General features: G+C 74.0%; 17 protein-coding genes. 8 read left to right on the top strand and 9 right to left on the bottom strand.

What is annotated here, in order from left to right:
* Positions 1–68 precede the first annotated feature (68 nt).
* The 3 genes from LH044_RS18985 to LH044_RS18975 form a co-directional block, all read right to left on the bottom strand.
* On the bottom strand, positions 69–1148 hold the full coding sequence (locus tag LH044_RS18985) for a ferritin-like domain-containing protein (RefSeq protein ID WP_227757207.1): 1080 nt from the start codon (positions 1146–1148) through the stop codon (positions 69–71).
* A gap of 97 nt (positions 1149–1245) precedes the next feature.
* Positions 1246–2991: a 2-isopropylmalate synthase gene (gene leuA / locus LH044_RS18980; RefSeq protein ID WP_227757206.1), complete on the bottom strand. Its 1746-nt coding sequence runs from the start codon at positions 2989–2991 to the stop codon at positions 1246–1248.
* Positions 2992–3322: 331 nt separating this feature from the next.
* Positions 3323–4282 (bottom strand): Dyp-type peroxidase, encoded by a 960-nt coding sequence (locus LH044_RS18975; protein ID WP_227757205.1) that lies wholly within the window; start codon positions 4280–4282, stop codon positions 3323–3325.
* Positions 4283–4301: 19 nt separating this feature from the next.
* Here LH044_RS18975 and dusB point away from each other — a divergent pair, with 19 nt between their 5' ends.
* Positions 4302–5507 (top strand): tRNA dihydrouridine synthase DusB, encoded by a 1206-nt coding sequence (gene dusB / locus LH044_RS18970; protein WP_227757204.1) that lies wholly within the window; start codon positions 4302–4304, stop codon positions 5505–5507.
* Positions 5504–6097 carry a Maf family protein gene (locus LH044_RS18965; RefSeq protein ID WP_227757203.1) on the top strand — a complete coding sequence of 198 codons (594 nt, stop codon included), beginning with the start codon at positions 5504–5506 and terminating at the stop codon, positions 6095–6097. Before dusB ends, LH044_RS18965 begins: the two co-directional genes overlap by 4 nt.
* A gap of 57 nt (positions 6098–6154) precedes the next feature.
* Here the strand turns inward: LH044_RS18965 and LH044_RS18960 are convergent, their stop codons facing one another.
* Genes LH044_RS18960 through LH044_RS18945 form a run of 4 tightly spaced genes read right to left on the bottom strand, consistent with a single transcriptional unit; the run spans position 6155 to position 10525 of the window.
* Positions 6155–7288: a mandelate racemase/muconate lactonizing enzyme family protein gene (locus LH044_RS18960; protein ID WP_227757202.1), complete on the bottom strand. Its 1134-nt coding sequence runs from the start codon at positions 7286–7288 to the stop codon at positions 6155–6157.
* Positions 7285–8241 carry a hypothetical protein gene (locus LH044_RS18955; protein ID WP_227757201.1) on the bottom strand — a complete coding sequence of 319 codons (957 nt, stop codon included), beginning with the start codon at positions 8239–8241 and terminating at the stop codon, positions 7285–7287. The genes LH044_RS18960 and LH044_RS18955 overlap by 4 nt, the downstream gene beginning before the upstream one ends.
* Positions 8238–9656 (bottom strand): amidase, encoded by a 1419-nt coding sequence (locus tag LH044_RS18950; protein ID WP_227757200.1) that lies wholly within the window; start codon positions 9654–9656, stop codon positions 8238–8240. Before LH044_RS18950 ends, LH044_RS18955 begins: the two co-directional genes overlap by 4 nt.
* Positions 9657–9706: 50 nt before the next feature.
* Positions 9707–10525: an SDR family NAD(P)-dependent oxidoreductase gene (locus LH044_RS18945; protein ID WP_227757199.1), complete on the bottom strand. Its 819-nt coding sequence runs from the start codon at positions 10523–10525 to the stop codon at positions 9707–9709.
* Between the two features lie 92 nt (positions 10526–10617).
* On the opposite strand from LH044_RS18945, the gene argJ reads away from it, so the two are divergent.
* Both argJ and LH044_RS18935 read left to right on the top strand, forming a co-directional pair.
* The gene (argJ, locus tag LH044_RS18940) at positions 10618–11835 is read left to right on the top strand and encodes a bifunctional glutamate N-acetyltransferase/amino-acid acetyltransferase ArgJ (protein ID WP_227757198.1); all 1218 of its coding nucleotides are present in this window, start codon (positions 10618–10620) and stop codon (positions 11833–11835) included.
* Between the two features lie 28 nt (positions 11836–11863).
* On the top strand, positions 11864–12562 hold the full coding sequence (locus LH044_RS18935) for a hypothetical protein (RefSeq protein WP_227757197.1): 699 nt from the start codon (positions 11864–11866) through the stop codon (positions 12560–12562).
* A 10-nt stretch (positions 12563–12572) separates the two neighbouring features.
* Here LH044_RS18935 and LH044_RS18930 read toward each other — a convergent pair whose 3' ends face one another.
* Both LH044_RS18930 and LH044_RS18925 read right to left on the bottom strand, forming a co-directional pair.
* A complete protein-coding gene (locus LH044_RS18930; RefSeq protein ID WP_374210508.1) occupies positions 12573–13688 on the bottom strand; it encodes a CaiB/BaiF CoA transferase family protein in 1116 nt (371 codons plus the stop codon).
* A gap of 88 nt (positions 13689–13776) precedes the next feature.
* Positions 13777–15621 (bottom strand): PKD domain-containing protein, encoded by a 1845-nt coding sequence (locus LH044_RS18925; RefSeq protein WP_227757196.1) that lies wholly within the window; start codon positions 15619–15621, stop codon positions 13777–13779.
* Between the two features lie 170 nt (positions 15622–15791).
* Between LH044_RS18925 and LH044_RS18920 the strand changes: the two genes are divergently transcribed.
* Genes LH044_RS18920 through LH044_RS18905 form a run of 4 tightly spaced genes read left to right on the top strand, consistent with a single transcriptional unit; the run spans position 15792 to position 19297 of the window.
* Positions 15792–16850: an isopenicillin N synthase family dioxygenase gene (locus LH044_RS18920; protein ID WP_227757195.1), complete on the top strand. Its 1059-nt coding sequence runs from the start codon at positions 15792–15794 to the stop codon at positions 16848–16850.
* On the top strand, positions 16843–17607 hold the full coding sequence (locus tag LH044_RS18915) for a TetR family transcriptional regulator (RefSeq protein WP_227757194.1): 765 nt from the start codon (positions 16843–16845) through the stop codon (positions 17605–17607). Before LH044_RS18920 ends, LH044_RS18915 begins: the two co-directional genes overlap by 8 nt.
* Positions 17604–18797 carry an aminotransferase class V-fold PLP-dependent enzyme gene (locus LH044_RS18910; protein ID WP_227757193.1) on the top strand — a complete coding sequence of 398 codons (1194 nt, stop codon included), beginning with the start codon at positions 17604–17606 and terminating at the stop codon, positions 18795–18797. The genes LH044_RS18915 and LH044_RS18910 overlap by 4 nt, the downstream gene beginning before the upstream one ends.
* The gene (locus tag LH044_RS18905; RefSeq protein ID WP_304512022.1) at positions 18794–19297 is read left to right on the top strand and encodes a flavin reductase family protein; all 504 of its coding nucleotides are present in this window, start codon (positions 18794–18796) and stop codon (positions 19295–19297) included. The genes LH044_RS18910 and LH044_RS18905 overlap by 4 nt, the downstream gene beginning before the upstream one ends.
* The last annotated feature ends 196 nt before the right edge of the window (positions 19298–19493 follow it).

The raw sequence follows: 19493 nt of genomic DNA, 5'->3' as shown, positions 1-19493 counted from the left end.
AGGGGTGCACAGCGACAACCCTTGTCGCGATCCCGACCGGAGAATCCGCCTCGGCTCGCCGGCCGGACTCAGCCGGCCCGGTCCGCCGCGACCTCGTCGAGCGACTCGTACTCCTCGGACGTGTCCACCCAGTCCTCGAACTGGATCACGCCGATGTCGGTGAAGCGGTCGCGGAGCCACCCGTCGGCGGCGTCGAGCAGCCCGAGCTTCTTGCAGTTCGGGACGATCTTCGAGAAGAGCATCGTCTGGAAGACCTGCGCCTGCTCGTGGTTGCGCGACTCCAGGAACTCGGCGACCGCGCCGGCGTCGGCGCCCATGCGCTCCCACACCTCGAGGTGCTGGAACCGCTTCTGCAGCCGGATGGCGGCGTCGAACGCGAACTCCTGGCGCTCGCGCAGCTCGGCCGCCGTGAGCCCCCGGTAGTACTCCTGCAGCGACAGCACGCCGAAGGCGACGTGACGGGCCTCGTCGCTCATGACGTAGCGGAGCATCGTCGACAGCAGCGGCTCGGTCGTCATCTGGCGCATGAAGCCGAAGGCGGCGAGCGCCAGGCCCTCCACCATGATCTGCATGCCGAGGTACGTCACGTCCCAGCGGGGGTCGGCGAGGATGTCGTCGAGCAGCAGGCCGAGGTTGCGGTTGATCGCGTACTGGCTGCCGAGCTTCTCGTCGAGGTAGCGGGCGAAGACCTCGACGTGGCGGGCCTCGTCCATCACCTGCGTCGACGCGTAGTACTTCGCGTCGATCCACGGCACGGTCTCGACGATGCGGGCGGTGCAGAGCAGGGCGCCCTGCTCGCCGTGCATGAACTGGCTGAGCACCGAGTTCTGCAGCTGGATGCCGAGCTCGAGCCACTCGGCCTCGCCGAAGCTGCGGACGGGCGAGTCGGGGTCCTGCGCCAGGTGGGCGAACCGCCCCGACCCGGAGCCGCCGCCGAGGTCGGCCGACACCCGCTCCGGGTCCACGTCGATCGACCAGTCGAGGTCGGTCGACGCGTTCCACTGCGAGCCCTTGGCCTTCTCGTACAGGCGCGACAGCCCGGGTCGGCTGCGCTCGTAGTCCCACGTGAACGTGCTCGGCACCTCTGCCAGCACGGTGTGGATGGTGGTGTCGACCTCGTTGCGGTCGAGCTGCTCGAACGTCGTCACGGTGCCCCCCGGCGTCGGTCGTCCTCGCACGACGCTACCCCGGCCGCCGGCGCCGACGACCGCCGGCGCCGACGACCGTCGGCGACGCGGTCCGACGTCAGTCGCGGTGCCGGTTGACCGCCGACACCACGGCCTTCAACGACGCGGTGAGGATCGACTCGTCCAGCCCGACGCCCCAGCGCACCGCCCCGTCGGGGGCCTTGGCCTCGACGTAGGCCGCCGCGGTGGCGTCGGACCCGGCCGACACGGCGTGCTCCGAGTAGTCCACGACCTCGAGGTCGATGCCGAGGTCGTCGCGCAGCGCGTGCATGAACGCCGAGATCGGACCGCCGCCCTCGCCGACCACGGTGCGGGGCTCGTCGTCGACGACCAGCTGGGCCGTCACCCGGGAGCGCTCGGAGTTGGTCGTCGCCTCGGCGGTCCGGAACACGATGCCCCGGGTGCCCGCCGCGTCGGTCCCGTCGTCGGCCAGGTAGGCGGCCTGGAACGCCTCCCACATCTGGGCGGGCGAGATCTCGGTGCCGGTGTCCTCGGCGACGTGCTGGATCGCCTTCGAGAACTCGATCTGCAGCCGCCGGGGCAGCTCCAGCCCGTACTCGGCCTTCATCACGTAGGCGACGCCGCCCTTGCCGGACTGGCTGTTGACCCGGATGACGGCGTCGTAGGTCCGACCCAGGTGCGCCGGGTCGATCGGCAGGTACGGCACCTCCCACGCCTCGTAGTCGGCGTCGCCGCCGGCCGGGCCGACGCCCAGCGCCTCGGTCCCCTTCTTGATCGCGTCCTGGTGCGAGCCCGAGAACGCCGTGTAGACGAGGTCGCCGACGTACGGGTGCCGCTCGTGGACCGGCAGCCGGTTGCAGTACTCCGCCGTGCGGCGCAGGGCGTCGATGTCGGAGAAGTCGAGCTCGGGGTCGACGCCCTGGGTGAACAGGTTCAGCCCGATCGTGACCAGGTCGACGTTGCCGGTTCGCTCGCCGTTGCCGAACAGCGTGCCCTCGACGCGGTCGGCGCCGGCCAGCAGGCCCATCTCGGCCGCCGCCACCGCGGTGCCACGGTCGTTGTGCGGGTGCAGCGACAGGATCGCCTGCTGGCGGTTCGGCATGTTGCGGTGCACGTACTCGACGACGTCCGCGTAGATGTTCGGCATGTACATCTCGACGGTGGCCGGGACGTTGATGATGACCTTCTCGTCGGCGGCCAGGTCGAGCGCGTCCATGACGGCCGCCGAGATCTCGATCGCGTAGTCGGGCTCGGTGCCGGTGAAGGACTCGGGCGAGTACTCGTAGCGGATCTCGGTCCCGGGCAGCGTGTCCTGGTACTTGCGCACGAGGCGGGCGGCGTCGGTCGCGATCTGCGTGATGCCCTCACGGTCCTTGCCGAACACGACCTCGCGCTGGAGCACCGACGTCGAGTTGTAGAAGTGCACGATCGCCCGGGGCGCGCCTTCGAGCGCCTGGTAGGTCCGCTCGATCAGGTCGGGCCGGCACTGCACCAGCACCTGGATGGTGACGTCGTCGGGGATGCGGTCGGTCTCGATGATCTCGCGCAGGAAGTCGAAGTCGGGCTGCGACGCCGAGGGGAAGCCGACCTCGATCTCCTTGAACCCCATCTCCACCAGGGTGGTGAACATCTTCATCTTGCGGATCGGGTCCATCGGGTCGATCAGGGCCTGGTTGCCGTCGCGCAGGTCGACCGAGCACCACGTCGGGGCGCGGTCCAGGACGGCGTTGGGCCACGAGCGGTCGAGGAGGCCGCCGTTGGCCGATCCGCCCTGCTCCGGGGAGAGGGGCAGGAACGGCCGGTACTTCTCGAAGGGCATCTTCGTGGACGAGGTACCTGACATGGCGGTGGTCCTGTTCTGGTGTGGTCGGTCGGTGTGTCGGTCGGGGGCCCGGCTGCTGATGTGAGCGGGGTCGCCGGCGATCGGGGGCGAAAAACAAGAGAACCCCCTGCGAGAGCGCAGGAGGTTCGGCGAGCCGCGGTATGGGGCGGGCTCGCCTACATGAGCAGGAGGAGGCTGGTCGCGGCGGACATCGCTGTCCACCATACGCCCGGATGCCGCCACAGGCAACGCACCGTCGCCCCGACCGCTGGCCTGCTCTGCCTGCCCGCTCTGTTCCACCTCTTCGACGTCGGAGCGTCGATCCGGTGGAACAGAGCGGGCGGCGCGGGCGTCAGGTCGGCGGTGGTCCGGCGATCGCGTCGAGCACCGCCACCGTCGGGGCGATGTAGTAGGCGCCCGACACGGGCCGCGAGACGTCGGTCAGGCGGTCCCGGAGCCCGTCGGCGGCCCCGAACATCCGCTCGAGCATGTCCTGGAAGGTCGACAGGTCGCGGTTGAACGCGAGGAACTGCAGCCCGAGCTCGTCGGTCGTCCCGTACGGGAACGAGCGGCGGTAGATCTCACGCTCGTCGCCGTCGGCATCCGTGGTCACGACCCGCTCGACGTGGGAGCGCTCGGGCACCGGGTCGAGCTCCTGCGAGCCGTCCTTCGTCCGGCCGAACACGAGCTCCTGCTCGTCGACCTGCAGCAGCTCGAACGCCCGCAGGTCGTGGACCCAGCGCTGCGCCAGCACGAACGACCCGCCGGCCGACGGCCCCTCGGGGATCGTCGCGACCTCGAGCCGGTCGGGTCCCTTCGGGTTCTCGGTCCCGTCCTCGAAGCCGGTGAGGTCCTGGTGGTCGAAGTACTGGAACCCGTGCGTCTCGGCGCGGAGGTCGGCCAGCCCGTCGAGCTCGGCGCGGCTGAGCCACGCCCCGGACAGGCACCGGTCCGCCGTCGCCGAGCTGAACCAGAGGAGCAGGTCGTCCTGGGTGCTCGGGGCGACGTGGCCGTCGGTGCCGTGGATCTCGGTGAAGGGCCGCATGCCGGCCGGCATCTCGTCGGGTGCGAGCGTGCCGAGCAGCGAGGCGCCGATGGCGACCACGACGTGGTCCGGACCCCGGTCGGAGCCGGCGAGGCCCCGGATGGCGCCGATGGCGGCCCGCAGCCGGGCCACGTCGACGCCGAGGGTCACCTCGTACTGCTGCACGCAGTGGCAGGTCGTGGCCTCGTCGAGGATCCCGGGCTGGACGTGCGCCCCGGCGGCGGTGACGGTCGTCTCGGCGGGCCCGGTGGTCGGCAGGGCGGTCATCTGCGGCACACTACGGCTCGTGCCGGAAGCCGTCGGACAGCGCGCCGCGCCCCTGTCGCTGGGGCCGATCACGGTCGACCCCCCGGTCGTCCTCGCGCCCATGGCCGGGGTGACCGACGCGCCGTTCCGGGTGCTGTGCGCCGAGTTCGGCGGCGGGCTCTACGTGAACCAGATGGTGACCGCCCGGGCCCTGGTCGAGCGCCACCCGACCACGTGGGCGCTCACCCGGTTCCACCCGTCGGAGCCGGTCCGGTCGCTGCAGCTCTACGGCACCGACCCCGGCTACCTCGCCGAGGCGGTCCGCGAGCTCGTCGGCGAGGGCCTGGTCGACCACCTGGACCTGAACTTCGGCTGCCCCGCCGCCAAGGTCACCCGCAACGGCGGCGGTGCCGCGCTGGCCTACAAGCGCCGCTTGCTGCGCCGCGTCGTGGCCGCAGTCGTGGGCGCGGCGGACGCCGAGTCGGGCGGTCGGGTGCCGGTCACGGTGAAGTTCCGGATGGGCATCGACGACGACCACCTCACGTTCCTCGACACCGCCCGGACCTCGATCGACGAGGGGGCGGCGTGGGTCGCCCTGCACGCCCGCACCGCGCTGCAGCACTACGCGCCGTCGGCGCGCTGGGAGGCGATCGCCGAGCTGGCCGCCGCGGTCGACGAGGTGCCGGTGCTGGGCAACGGCGACGTGTTCACCGCCGACGACGCGCTGCGGATGCTCGAGCGGACCGGCTGCGACGGCGTGGTCGTCGGGCGCGGGTGCCTGGGCCGGCCGTGGCTGTTCGGGCAGCTCGACGACGCGCTCGCCGGCCGGCCGGTGCGACCCGAGCCCACGCTCGGCGAGGTGGTCGCGACGATCCGCCGGCACGTCGCCCTCATCGTGGAGTGGGCCGAGACGACCGGGGACGGGCTGCACACGGACGGTCCGCTGCTGGGCCAGGTCCGGCTCGCGCCGTTCCGCAAGCACCTCGCCTGGTACCTCAAGGGCTACCCGGTCGGCGGCGACGTCCGGCAGCGGGCCGGCCACGTCGGGTCGCTCGCCGACCTCGACGCGCTGCTCGAGCCGCTCGAGGCGATGGCCGACGTGATGCCGGTGGCCGATCCCGCGTCGATCGCCCGCAGCCACCACCACGCGCTGAAGCGGGTCGCGCTCCCCGACGGCTGGCTGGACGACCCCGACGAGGACGTCCTCCTCCCCGCCGCCGCCGAGGCGCTGGTCTCGGGCGGATGACGTCGCCGGCCTCCCCGCCGCTGGTGCTCGCCTCCGCCTCGCCACGGCGTGCCGAGCTGCTCGAGCGCGTCGGCTACCGCTTCACGGTCCGGGCTGCCGACGTCGACGAGTCGGTCCTGGCCGACGAGCCGGCGGCGGCCTACGCGGCCCGGGTGGCCGGCGCCAAGGCCGATGCGATCTGGGAGCCGGGCCTCGCCGTGGTCGCCGCCGACACCTGCGTCGTCGTGGACGACCTCATCCTCGGCAAGCCGGTGGACGCCGTCGACGCGCTGCGCATGCTCCGGTCCCTCGTCGGCCGGTCGCACACGGTGCTCACGGCCGTGCGGGTCGTCGGGCCGGACGGTGACGTCGCCGACCTCGTCGCCACCGCCCTGGTGACGTTCGGGCCCGCCGCTCCCGAGCGGCTGGCCGGCTACGTCGCCGGGGGCGAGCCGATGGACAAGGCCGGCGCCTACGCGCTGCAGGGCCAGGGCGCGGCGCTCGTCGAGTCGGTCGACGGCGACCCCACGACGGTGATCGGCCTGCCGCTGCGGGCCACCGTCGAGGCGCTCACCCGCGTCGGCCTCGCGCCGCCCGCGTTCGGGGCCTGACCCCCGTCGCCCGATTTCTCTGGTCGGGATCGCGACAAAGGTTGTCGCTGTGCACCCCTATATCCGGGTGGCGGTGATGCGGGGGGTGTCGAGGTCGATGCCGAGGCCCGGGCGCTCGGTCAACGTGATCCGCTCGCCGTCGTAGCAGCGAGCCAGGTCGCCGACGTCGTCGGCGATCATGAGCGGGCCGCCCATCTCGACGGTGCCGACGTTGCGCAGCGCCATCGCCAGGTGCAGGCCCGCGGCCGACGCCACCGAGCTCTCGACCATCGTGCCGACCTGGGTGGCGATCCCCGCCCGGGCCGCGATCGCGTCGGCCCGGATCGCATGCACCAGCCCGCCGGTCTTCATCAGCTTCAGGTTCACGAGGTCGGCGGCCCGGAGGTCGACGACGCGGGCGACGTCGCGCTCGTCGCACACGGCCTCGTCGGCCATGATCGCCACGTCGGGCACGCGGCGGCGCACCTCGGCGAGTCCCTCGAGGTCGTGCCGGTCGACCGGCTGCTCGACGTACATCGGCCGGCTCGCCGCCATCGCCGTCATGGCCGCGACCGCCACGTCGGGCACGCGCCAGCCCTGGTTCGCGTCGACCTTGATCCCGACATCGGGCCCGACCGCGGCCCGGACCGCGGCGACGCGGGCGACGTCGAGCTCCCACTCGTCGGGCTCGCCGACCTTCAGCTTCACCGTCGAGAACCCGGCGGCGACGTGCCGCAGCGCCACCTCGGCCATCTCGCCGGGGGCGAGCATGCTCACGACCCGCGAGATCTGCAGGTGGTCCTTGCCCGACGGTCGGCCGACGGATCGCTCGAGCAGCCGCCACAGCGGGAGGTCCAGCCGCCGGGCCAGCGCGTCGTGCACCGCGATGTCGACCGCCGCCCGCGCCGCCGGCGCGGCGGGTGCCAGCCGATCGAGGTGGTCGATGATCGTGGCCGGTCGCTCGACGTCCTCGCCGACCACGGCGGGGGCCAGCACCTCGCGGAGCGCCCGGAGGGAGTCGGCGTACGTCTCGCCCGTGACGTGCTCGTCGGGGGTCGCCTCGCCCCACCCCACGAGCCCGTCCTCGGTGGTCAGCCGCACGAGGACCGTCTCGGAGTGCTCGACCGTGGCGTAGGCCACCGCGAACGGCTCCCGCAGGCGGAGCCGCAAGGGGAAGACCTCGAGCGAGCGCACCTCGCTCCCCCGGCTCACGACGGTCCCCCGCCCACGGACGCCGGGTCGGGGGCGCCGAGCACCAGCGCCGGCCGACCGGTGCGGCCCGCCGAGGCGAAGCCCATGACCACCGCCCCCGCCTCCAGCGCCCGCTGCAGCTCGCCCCGCACGCGCTCGCGCTGGAGCCGGACCGCGGACGGGTCGGCGGCCAGCAGCGCGTCGACGTCGGGAGGGATCTCCACGAAGCCGGTCATCGGGGTGACGTCGCCCACCACCACCCGGCGGTCGTCGAGGCCTCGCAGCTCGTCGACGGTCTGCACGGGCGGTGGCGAGGCGATGCGGTCCTGCACCGCCGGGTCGCCGATCGCCCACCGCACCGTCAACCGGTCGCTGGGCAGCCCGCCGTAGAGGCCCTTGGCGTAGTCGGACCCGTAGCGGTCGACCTCGTAGCCGACGCCCAGCGCGCCGAGCACGCCGTGGTTGAGCCGGGCGTTGCCGGCCCGCAGGGGGTCGACGGTCCAGACGACCTCCTCGAACCCGGCATCGAGCGCAACCACCGCCTGGGCTCGCTTCAGGGCCGCGCCGAGCCCCGACGAGCGGAAGCGCGGCAGCACGCCCATCCAGTCCGAGACGATCCGCGGCACGCCGGGCTCCTCGCCCTGCGCAGGCCGCCAACCGCCGAACCCGATGAGCGCGCCGGCCAGCTCGGGAGCGGCACCCGGCCGGTCGGGCGGGGCGGCGTGCACGGCGATGACGTGCCCACCGGAGTCGGGGACGACCACGAGCGAGGCGCGCCCGTAGACGTCGAGGTCGGTCGCCCCCATCACCTCGCGCTGCAACGCCTCGAGCGGGGCCATCTCGTCGACCGAGTGCAGGCAGCGCAGCTCCACGACGCCGCCCCGGGTCTCGGCCCGGAGGCGGTCGGGCCCGAGCCGCCGCAGCCCCAGCCGCTCGGCCAGCGCGGCGCCGGCGCCGGCCGGGGCTCGGGTCACAGCTCGGGCAGCGGCGCCCACGGCCGGGCCTGCTCGAGCTGCGACGCCAGCCGGACGAGCACGTCCTCGCGCCACGGCGCCGCCGCGATCTGGACCCCGACCGGCAGGCCGGAGGCCGACACGTGGGCGGGCAGCGAGATCGCCGGCTGGCCGCTGGCGTTGAACAGCGCCGTGTAGCACGCCATCGGCACGCCGTTCATGACCGGCGCCTCTGGCACCTCCTCGACCCCGGCCATGATCGTGCCGGCCTCGGGCGGCAGCACCGACATGGTCGGGCCGACGAGCACGTCGAAGTCGCCCTCGGGCCCGAACTGCGCGGTGAAGGCCCGGGAGGCGCGCTGCAGGGCGTCCTCGGCCCCGAGCAGGCCGAACGCGTCGGTCAGCCGCGACGCCGCGAACGCCGCGGCGTTCTGCGGTTCGAGCTTCGACTCGTCGGTGAGCGGGACCAGCACCGACAGGGTGTTCCAGATCGTCACGAAGTGCTCGAGGAACCGGCCGGCGTCGGGCCACACGGGCGGCGCCTCCTTCACCTCGTGGCCGAGGTCGGAAAGCGTGTCGGCGACCGACCGGGCGGCCTCGGCGCACTCGGGGTCGACCGGGAGCCCGATGGCGTTGTCGACGCACAGTCGCACCCGCAGCCGACCCGGGGACACGCCGACCTCCTCGGAGTACGGACGGGCCGAGGGCGGGGCGACGTTCCACGCGCCGGGGTCGAGCGGTCCGAGCACGTCGAGCAGCGCCGCGGCGTCGGCGACGTCGATCGCCACGACGCCGTTCGTGGAGGCGCCCACGATGTCGGCCACCCGGCTCGTGACGCGGCCGCGTGAGGGCTTGAGGCCGACCAGGCCGTTGCACGACGACGGGATGCGGATCGACCCACCGCCGTCGGAGGCGTGGCCGACGGGGGCCATGCCCGCAGCTACCGCGGCGGCGGCGCCGCCCGAGCTGCCCCCGGGCGTGTGGTCGGTGTCCCAGGGGTTCCGGGTGATGCCGGTGCGGGCGCACTCGGTGCAGGAGATCGCCCCGAACTCGGGCGTCGTGGTCTTGCCCATCAGCACGAAGCCGGCCCCGCGCAGGCGGCGGACCGACAGCTCGTCCTCCTCGGCCGGGACCTCCGGGACGGCGAGGGACCCGTGCCCGGTCACCCAGCCCTCGACGTCGTAGAGGTCCTTGATCGGGATCGGGACGCCGGCGAACGGAGCGAGGTCGGTCCCGTCGCGACCTGCGGCGGCCACCGCGTCGTCGGCGGCGCGTGCCTCGGCCCGGGCCCGCTCGTCGTCGCGGAGCGAGAAGGCGTTGAGCACGGGATCCAGCCGGTCGACCTCCGCCAGGTAGTGCTCGAGCACCTCCGACGGGCTGACCTCACGGGCCCGGATGGCGGCGGCGACCTGCAGTGCGGTGGCGTGACGATCCATGCGGCGACGCTACCCGCCCGCTCCGCCGATCCGACCGGCGGGTCCGGCCGTCAGAACCCGGGCAGGCCGGGGGCGTACGTGCCCGCGGTCCACCCCGCGTCCACCGGGAAGTCCGCGCCGCTGCAGCCGCGCGCCGCGTCCGACAGGAGCCACACCACCATCTCGGCGACGTCGTACATGTCGACGTTCCGCGGCCGGCCCTGCTCCTGGTACGGCACCTGGGGTGCGGCGCGCAGGTAGAGGTCGAGGTCGAACTGCTCGATGAACGGCGTGAACATCTCGGGGTTGCCCATCCCGGGGCAGACGGCGTTGATGCGGATCCGGTCGCGGCCGTACTCGATGGCGGCGGCCTTCGTGAGCCCGCGGACGCCCCACTTCGAGGCGCAGTAGGCGACCGTCGAGTTCATCCCCTCGAGGCCGCCGATCGACGAGATGTTCACGATCGAGCCGCCACCGGCGCTGCGCAGGACCGGCGCCACCGCCCGGATGCCGAGCGTCGGGCCGACCAGGTTGACCTCCACCAGCCGGGAGATCCGCTCCGGCTCCATCTCCTCGAGCAGGCCCATGTGCAGGATCGCCGCGTTGTTCACGAGCCCGTCGAGGCCGCCGAAGGCGTCGTCGGCCGCCGCCACCACCCGGGCCCAGCCCTCGGCCGAGGTGACGTCGAGCTCCTCGAAGCGGGCGGCGTCGCCGAGCCGCTCCGCCGCCGCGACCCCCCGGTCGACGAGGACGTCGGCGACGAGCACCTGGCCGCCGAGGTCGACGATGCGGGCGGCGATCGCCTCGCCCAGGCCCTGCGCCGCACCGGTGACGACGAAGCGCCGGTCCTGCAGCGACGTGGCGGGCCGGCTCGCGTCGGCGTCGGTCATGGGATCCCCCTCGTTCGGCGGGTCGGCGCGACGGCACCGGCCCGGGCGGAATCCGGATTCTGCCACCCCGCCGGTCTGTCATGATCCTGGCGATGGACGACGCCGCCACCGCCGCTGCCCCCGGTGCCGCCGCGCCTGCGCTCGGCGACGCGCCGCTGCCGGCCGGCTTCGCCGCCCACGTCGCCAACGTCGGGATCAAGGACGACACCGACGACTTCGTGGTCATCGCCGCCGACCGCCCCTGCGTCGCCGCGGCGGTGTTCACGAGGTCCCGCTTCGCGGGGCCGAGCGTGGAGGTGTCGCGCCGGCACGCGGCCGACGGCACCCTGCAGGCGATCGTCGTCGTCTCCAAGAACGCCAACGTGGCGACCGGCGAGCAGGGCCTCGCCGATGCCGAGGAGCTCGCGACGGGCGTGGCCGCGGCGATCGGCGCGGATCCCGGCGATGTGCTCGTCGCCTCGACCGGCGTGATCGGGCGGCCCTACCCGATGGACCGGATCCGCTCGCACGTCGCCGCCCTGCGGACCCCGTTCGACGGCCGACACGCCCTGGCGGCCGCCACCGGGATCATGACCACCGACACCCACCCCAAGATCGCCTTCGCGTCGCTGCCGTCGGCCGGCGGGACGGCGACGGTGGTCGGCATCGCCAAGGGCGTCGGCATGATCGAGCCCGACATGGCGACGATGCTCGCGTTCGTCCTGACCGACGCCGAGGTCGACGCCGCCACGCTCGACGCCGCCTTCCGCAGGGTGGTCGACCGGACGTTCAACAGCCTGAGCGTCGACACCGACACCTCGACCTCCGACACCGCCGCGGTGCTCGCGAGCGGGCGCGCCGGCGCAGTCGACCCGGCCGAGCTCGAAGCGGCGCTCGGGGCCGTCTGCCTCGACCTCACCCGCCAGCTGGCCGCCGACGGCGAGGGCGCCGAGACGTTGCTCGTCGTCCGGGTGACGGGCGCCCGCGACGACGACCAGGCCCGCCGCGTCGCCAAGGCCGTGGTCAACTCGCCGCTGGTGAAGACCGCCGTGCACGGCGCCGACCCCAACTGGGGGCGCGTCGTGATGGCGATCGGCAAGTGCTCCGACGACACCGACATCGACCAGGACCGGGTGCGGGTCCGCTTCGGCGAGTCCGAGGTGTACCCCGCCGACCCCGGCCCGGACGGGCTGGCCGAGCTGGAGGGCTACCTCCGCTCCGACGAGGTGCTGATCGACGTCGACCTCGGGATCGCCGCCGGCGAGTGGACCGTCTACGGGTGCGACCTGACCGACGGCTACGTCCGCATCAACGCGGACTACACGACCTGACGACACGACACGACCGCAGGGGGTCCCGATGGAGAAGCTGGTGCACGTGGTCCGCGAGCGCGAGGACCGCGACGGTGCCGACCTGCGCACCGAGGTGCTCGGAACCGTCGTGCCCGCGCTCGTCGACGCCGGTGCGTCCGGGGTGACGGTGCACGTCGCCGACGACCGGGTCGGGATCCCCGGACCGATGCCGTGCCCGGGCGGCGAGCTCCCGGTCCGTGCCGCGATCTCGTACTGGGTGCCCGCGCACGACCTCGCGCGCGACGCCGTCGACGCGGCGGCGGCCGTCGGCATCCGCAACGACGCCTACCTCGTCACCGAGTCGCTGTGGAGCGAGTTCGGCCAGCGGCGCGGCGAGCCCCGGGACTGGCCCGACGGCGAGCGCTCCCCCGGCCTGGTCACGGTCGCCCTCGTCCACCGCAACCCGCAGCTCGACCCGCGGACGTTCCGCGAGCTCTGGTACGGGCACCAGTCCCCGATGTCGGAGCGGGTGCAGCCCCGCCTGCGCTACGTGCGCAACACCGTCGTGCACCCGGTCACGCCCGGCGCCCCGCCACTCGACGGCGTCGTCGTGGAGTCGTGGCCGTCGGAGGAGGTCGTGTCCGACATCGAGGCGTTCCACCTCGGGGACCTCGGCAACCTGACCGTGATGCTCGACAGCGTCCAGACGGCGTTCGACATGCCGCGCCTGCGGAGCCTCGCGATGTCGGAGCACCTCTGGAGCTGAGGCGCAGGGGTCAGCTGAGGACGCCGGCGGCGACGAGCGACGAGACCCGCTCGCCGTCCACGCCCCAGGGCCGGAGCACCGCCGCCGGGTCCGACCCCGTCCGTGCGGGCGCCGGCGCCGCGGCCGGCGTCCGGGAGAAGCGCGGGGCGGCCGCGGGCTGCGGCACGCCGTGCACGTCGACGAACGCACCTCGCGCCACCGCGTGCGGGTGGCCGGGCGCCTCGCCCATGTCGAGCACGGGCGCGACGCAGGCGTCACGGTCGGCGAAGAGCTCGGCCCACTCGTCGCGCGGGCGCCCGGCGATCACCTCGGTGAACCGCCGGCGCAGCTGCGGCCATCCGGCCTGGTCGTGCTGGCCCGGCAGGTCCTCGGCAGCCAGGCCGAGCCCGTCGAGGAGCTCGGCGTAGAACTGCGCCTCGATGGCGGCGACGGCGAGCCAGCCGCCGTCGGCGCAGCGGTAGCAGTCGTAGAACGGCGCACCGGAGTCGAGCAGGTTCGTCCCGCGCTCGGCGGACCAGAAGCCCGACGCCCACGCCCCGAACAGCGGCGCCATGAGCAGCGCGGCGCCGTCGACCATGGCGGCGTCGACGACCTGGCCGGCTCCCGACGTGGCGCGCTCGACCAGGGCGGCGAGCACGCCCATCGCCAGCAGCATCCCGCCCCCGCCGAAGTCGGCGACGAGGTTGAGCGGCGGCGTGGGCGGCTGGTCGGCCCGGCCCACGTGGGCGAGCACGCCGGCCAGCGCGAGGTAGGTCAGGTCGTGGCCGGCCCTCGGGGCGAGCGGACCGCTCTGGCCCCACCCGGTCATGCGGCCGTAGACGAGGCGCGGGTTGTCGGCGAGGAGGTCGTCGGGACCGAGGCCGAAGCGCTCGGCGACACCGGGGCGGTAGCCCTCGACGACGACGTCGGCCGATGCCGCGAGCGAGCGGACGAGCGCCGTCCCGTCGGGGCTCCGGAGGTCGACGCCGATCCCGAGCCGGTTCCGGTTCAGCAGGTCGTACGGGTTCGGCGCGCCCGTCGGCCCGTCACGTTCGGGCTGGTCCGGCCGCGCCGCGTCGGGCACCAGCGGCGTGGACGACGGGCGGTCGATGCGGAGCACGTCCGCCCCGAGGTCCGCGAGCACCATGGCCGCGAAGGGCGCCGGGCCCAGCCCGGCGAGCTCGATGACCCTGACGCCCCGCAGCGGGCCGGTGCCCGCTGCAGGACCGTCGGGATCAGGAGACGTCGTCGACGCTCCAGGTCAGCGTGAAGGGTCGGATCAGGTCGGGGAACTGCCCGAGCGTGAACCAGCTCGAGCTGCCGATGACGGCGTTGGTCCCCGTCGTGCCGCTGACCTGGCCGAACACCGGCGCCGCGACCGACACGGACGCACCCGGGTCGTAGACGCTGACCTGGCCGGTCCAGAGCTGGAAGATCCAGAACCGCTGCACGTCCACGTTCACCGTGGCGTTGCCGCCCGAGGTGCCCGGCAGCGTCAGGTTGCCGCGGGCCGACACGATGCCGATGGTGTCGCGGACCACGCTGACGTTGCCCGCGGTCGACGCCGCGTCGTTGGCGTACGTCGTGCGCCCGGAGACCGTGACCTTGGCCCGGTCACGACCGCCCGGCGGGACCGTCGTGGTGGTCGTCGGCGCGGTCGTCGTGGTGGTCGGCGCCGTCGTCGTGGTCGTGGGCGCCGTCGTCGTGGTGGTCGGCGCCGTCGTCGTGGTCGTCGTCGACGTGGTGGTGGTCGTCGGCGTCGTCGTCGTCGTGGTCGTCGGCGCCGTGGTGGTCGTCGTGGTCGTCGGCGCCGTCGTCGTGGTCGTGGTCGTCGGCGCCGTGGTGGTCGTCGTGGTCGTCGGCGCCGTCGTCGTGGTCGTCGTCGACGTGGTGGTCGGCGCCGTCGTCGTGGTCGTGGTCGGCGCCGTGGTGGTCGTCGTCGACGCGGTGGTCGTGGTCGTCGCCCCCGGCTGGACCGAGACGTTCTTGGTCGTCGTCGCCGTGTCGCCGTCGGCGTCGGTGACCGTCAGCGTGACGGTCTGGCTGCCGACGGTCGTGAAGGTCTTGGAGACGTTCACGCCGGTCTGGGTGGTGCCGTCGGCGAACGTCCACTTGTACGTCGCGGGCGCCTTGGCCGTGGAGGTCGAGCCGTCGAAGCCGACCGTGAAGGGAGCCGGGCCGATCGGGCTGCCCGGGGTGGTCACGATGCGGGGGATGATGGCCCGGCCCAGGATCGGGTCGGTCGCGCCCTGGATCGACGCCTTGTTGAAGCCCGCCGGCGACGGGAGGCCCATCTGCTGGTTGATCACGTCGTTCACGTTGACCAGGCCGATCGGGCAGCCGGCGGCGCCCGGGACGGCGAACGAGCCGTCGACGAGCTTCGCCGTGCCGAAGGTCGGGCTGTAGGCGGCGCCGACGAGGCTGCCGGACACCCCGGTGGTGAGGTTCAGCGTGATCGGGTTCTCGGGCCGGCCGATCTTGCAGTCGTAGCCGAGGCCGACCCCGAGCGGCGAGCCCTCGAGGAGGACCTGGATCTTGACCTGGAGGTCGACCTTGCCGGTGAGCGGGTCGAGCACGCCGGTCGCCGGGGCGGTGGCGCTCACCGTCGCGCGCACCACGTACACGAGACCGTTGAACGGATCGGTGATCGGCACGTAGCCGGGCGGGAAGACGATGCCGGAGATCGGCACGGTCACGGCACCGTTGCCCGCGACCTGGCCGGTGATCGAGACGTTGACCTTCTGCTGGTAGCCGCTCGCCAGCTCACTGTCGTCGTTGGCGGCCGTCGCGCCGATGGGCCCGCCGACGGCGCTGCACTCGAAGTCGCCGGCGTCGACGCGGGTGTCGCCGTCGTTGTCGACGCCGTCGCTGCACTGCGCCTGCGGGCGGGGCGTCAGGTCGAACAGCGTGTTGCGGATCGACAGCGAACCCAGGGTCGGCGTGATCGTGAACGTGCCGGGGTTCGACACCTTCTGCGCCTCGGCCCCCGGCAGGATCACCAGACCCGCCACGGTGCAGACGGCCACCACGGCCGCCATGGCCGCGAAGAACCGCCCGGAACGCGATCGCCCTGCACGCATCATGAAGTGCCCTCCCCAAACGCCCGCAGCCACGGGCGGTCGAACTGCTCAAGTCTGCGGGGTCCCGGGCACCCCGTCAAGCGACTCTGAACTTCGTTCGGGAGGAAGCTCACGGTCGGCGCGCAGCCGGTCCCGGGGCGTCCACCGGCGCTCGCCGGGGCGGCGGTGCTGTGGCAACGTGGGTCGTGGTCCAGCAGGCCCGCATCCCCACGATCGACGTCGCCGCCCTGGTCGCCTCGGGGCCTGCCCGGCGCGCCGCCGACGACCCCGAGGTCCGTCGCGCCGGCGAGCAGCTGGTGGCCGCGTGCGAGGGACCCGGGGTGTTCCAGGTCGTCGGCCACGGCGTCGACGACGACCTCCGCCGCCGCCTCGTGGCCGCCGCCCGGGCGTTCTTCGCGTCGGACCCGGCCGAGAAGGAGCGGATCGCGATGCCGCTCGGCGGGCGCGCCTGGCGCGGGTGGTTCCCCCTGGGTGGCGAGCTCACCTCCGGTGCGCCCGACGGCAAGGAGGGCATCTACTTCGGCACGGAGCTGCCCGCCGACGACCCGGCGGTCGTCGCGGGCACGCCGCTGCACGGTCCCAACCTCTTCCCGGAGCGGCCGGCAGAGCTCGGTCCGCTCGTCCTGCGCTGGATCGACGAGGTCACCGACGTGGGCCGTGCCGTCCTGCGCGGCCTCGCGGTCGGGATGGACCTGGCGGCCGACTGGTTCGACGCGTGGTGCGCGGATCCGACGGTGCTGTTCCGGATCTTCCACTACCCCGCCGGCGGCACCGACGGGTCGACGTGGGGCGTCGGCGAGCACACGGACTACGGGTTGCTCACGCTGCTGGCCGAGGACGCCACCGGCGGGCTCGAGGTGCGGGTCGACGGCGAGTGGATCGCGGTGCGTCCCGACGAGCGGGCGCTCGTGTGCAACCTCGGCGACATGCTCGAGCGGTTGAGCGGGGGGCGGTTCGTCGCGACGCCGCACCGCGTCGCCACGCCGACCGCCGACCGGGTGTCGATGCCGCTCTTCCTCGACCCGGGGTGGGACGTCCGCGTCCACGCGCTCCCCGACGTCGTGCCGGGGGCGCGCCGACCGGGACGGGACCGCTGGGACGGCGAGGACGTCCACCTCGTCGACGGCCCGTACGGGGAGTACCTGATGAGCCGCGTCGCGAGGGTGTTCCCCGACCTCTTCGCCGTCGTCGCCGCCGACCTGGCCGACGGGCTGCAGCACCGTGTCTGAGCGCAAGCGGCGGACCAGGGAGTCGCGGTCCGAGCGGCGCGAGGAGCTGCTCGACGCCGCGGTGCTCGCGATCCGCCGCGAGGGTGCCGGCGTGTCCATGGAGGACATCGCCCACGAGGCCGGCATCACCAAGCCGATCCTCTACGCGAACTTCGGCGACAAGGCGGGGCTGGCCGACGCGCTGGCCACCCGGTTCAGCCGCGACCTCATCGCCCGCTTCGGCGAGGCGTGGGCCACCTCCGAGGACACCCGCGAGCGCGTCGAGCGGGCGATCGACGCGTGGGTGGGCTTCATCGAGTCGGACCCGCACATCTACCGGTTCCTGTCCGAGGGGTCCTTCGGCGCCGGCCGCCGGCTCGAGGACCGGCGGCTCGTGAGCGACGTCGGCGTCGTCGTGGCGAGGGCGCTCGGCGAGTGGCTGCGCGAGCAGGGCTCGGACTCCGGGCCCGCCGAGCCGTGGGCCTACGGGGTGCTCGGGATGGTCCACGTGACGACCGAGTGGTGGCTCGACCGGCGGACGCTGAGCCGCCGCGACCTCGTCGAGTACCTCACGTCGCTGCTCTGGACGGGCTTCTCGGGCAACGGCCTCACGCCCACGCCGGACGACGGCGCCACGCCGTCGGTCGACGTGCCGGCCGGCGCGGCGGAGGCCGGCGCCATCCAGGTCGAGGCCGGACCGGTCGAGGTCGAGGCCGGACCGGTCGAGGTCGATGCCGTCGAGGTCGACCGGTCCGACGGGGCGCCCGCCCGCCGATGAGCGGCCCCGGCATCGACGTCGGGCGCGTCCGGGCCGACACGCCGGCCACGTCCGAGCGGGTGCTGCTCAACCACGCCGGGGCGTCGCCCTCACCCGAACCGGTCCTCGACGTCGTGGTCGGCCACCTCCGCGAGGAGGCGCGCCTCGGCGGCTACGAGGCCGCGGCGGCACGGGCCGACGACGTCGAGCGGGCGCGCCGCTCGGTCGCCGACCTCGTCGGGGGCCGACCGGACGAGGTCGCCTTCGCGACGAGCGCCACCGATGCGTGGGAGTCGGCGTTCTGGTCGTTCCCGTGGTCCGAGGGCGACGTCGTGCTCACGTGCCGCTCGGAGTACGTCACCAACGTGCTGAACCTGCTCGTCGCCCGGGACCGGTTCGGCGTGCGGTTCCGCGTGGTCGACGACGACGAGTTCGGGCAGATCGACGTCGAGGCGCTCGGGCGCCACCTCGAGGACCCGTCGGTGCGGATGGTGGCGCTCAGCCACGTGCCCACGCAGGGCGGTCTCGTGAACCCGGCCGAGGAGGTGGGGCGGCGGTGCCGGGAGGCGGGCGTGACGTTCCTCCTCGACGCCTGCCAGTCGGCGGGGCAGCTGCCGCTCGACGTCGCTGCGCTCGGCTGCGACCTGCTGACCGCGACGGGACGGAAGTACCTCCGGGCACCGCGCGGCACCGGCTTCCTCTGGGCCCGTGCCGACCTGGCGGACCGGCTGGCCCCGCTCGGCTCGGCCGGCGCCGAGTGGACCGGTCCGACGACCTCCCGGCTGCCCGGGGGCGCGGCCCGGTTCGAGCGCTTCGAGCGGAGCGTCGCCGGGCTGCTCGGGCTGGGTGCCGCCGTCGACTACGCGCTCGACCTGGGCCTGGCGGCGATCGGCGACCGCGTCGGGTCGCTCGCCGAGCACCTCCGCGCCGGCCTGTCGGCGCTGCCGGGCGTCGCCGTGCACGACCGCGGCGTGCGCCGCTGCGGGATCGTCACGTTCACCGTCGACGGCGTGGCACCCGCCGAGGTGCGGCGCGCCCTCGCGGCCGACGCGGTGCAGGTGTGGACGACGAGCGCCTCGTTCGCCCGCATCGACCTCGGCGAGCGCGGCATCGACGAGATGGTGCGGGCCTCGGTGCACTACCTGAACACGACCGAGGAGCTCGACCGGACCGTCGACCTCGTCGGCCGGCTGGCCGGAGCGTCGAGGTGAGCGGCTCGTTCCACGCGCTGATGGGGTCGGTCGATCCGCCGATGTACGTCGTGACGGCGCGGGGCGCCGACGGCGAGCCGGTCGGCTGCCTGGTGGGGTTCGCGACGCAGGTGAGCATCCGGCCGCCCCGCTTCGCCGTGCTGGTGTCGCGCCTCAACCACACCTTCGGCCCGGCCATGGCGGCAGAGCACCTCGTGGTCCACGTGCTGCGGAAGGGCGATGACGACCTGGCCCGGCGGTTCGGCGGCGAGACGGCCGACGACCTGCCCGACGGCGGCGTCGACAAGTTCGTCGGACTGGCCGTGCGGGACGGGCCCGGCGGGGCCCCGGTCATCGACGGGCTCGACTGGTTCGGCGGCCGGGTGTTCGGCCGCTACGACTGCGGCGACCACGTCGCCGTCGTGCTCGACCCGGAGGGCGGCGAGGCGCCGAGGGCGGCCCTGCCTGCGTACGGGCTGCAGGACGCGTTCGGCGTGGTGGATCCCGGCCACCCGGCCTGAGGGAGGGACGGCCACCCGGCCTGAGGGAGGGACGGCCACCCGGCCTGAGGGAGGGACGGCCACCCGGCCTGAGGGAGGGACGGCCACCCGGCCTGAGGGAGGGACGGCCACCCGGCCTGAGGGAGGGACGGCCACCCGGCCTGCCCGGCGAACGTGCGTGTATCACGCCCGCCACGGGCCAGCCCCGCACACGAAC

It is taken from the genome of Dermatobacter hominis (assembly GCF_020715685.1).
Lineage (GTDB): Bacteria > Actinomycetota > Acidimicrobiia > Acidimicrobiales > Microtrichaceae > Dermatobacter > Dermatobacter hominis.
This window is presented reverse-complemented; position numbering and strand designations above follow the sequence as displayed.

Coding starts and splice junctions, on each gene's coding strand:
- leuA (WP_227757206.1), bottom strand. CDS start 2,991: ATGTCAGGTACCTCGTCCACGAAGATGCCCTTCGAGAAGTACCGGCCG.
- LH044_RS18975 (WP_227757205.1), bottom strand. CDS start 4,282: ATGACCGCCCTGCCGACCACCGGGCCCGCCGAGACGACCGTCACCGCC.
- LH044_RS18965 (WP_227757203.1), top strand. CDS start 5,504: ATGACGTCGCCGGCCTCCCCGCCGCTGGTGCTCGCCTCCGCCTCGCCA.
- LH044_RS18950 (WP_227757200.1), bottom strand. CDS start 9,656: ATGGATCGTCACGCCACCGCACTGCAGGTCGCCGCCGCCATCCGGGCC.
- LH044_RS18945 (WP_227757199.1), bottom strand. CDS start 10,525: ATGACCGACGCCGACGCGAGCCGGCCCGCCACGTCGCTGCAGGACCGG.
- argJ (WP_227757198.1), top strand. CDS start 10,618: ATGGACGACGCCGCCACCGCCGCTGCCCCCGGTGCCGCCGCGCCTGCG.
- LH044_RS18935 (WP_227757197.1), top strand. CDS start 11,864: ATGGAGAAGCTGGTGCACGTGGTCCGCGAGCGCGAGGACCGCGACGGT.
- LH044_RS18930 (WP_374210508.1), bottom strand. CDS start 13,688: ATGGTGCTCGCGGACCTCGGGGCGGACGTGCTCCGCATCGACCGCCCG.
- LH044_RS18925 (WP_227757196.1), bottom strand. CDS start 15,621: ATGCGTGCAGGGCGATCGCGTTCCGGGCGGTTCTTCGCGGCCATGGCG.
- LH044_RS18910 (WP_227757193.1), top strand. CDS start 17,604: ATGAGCGGCCCCGGCATCGACGTCGGGCGCGTCCGGGCCGACACGCCG.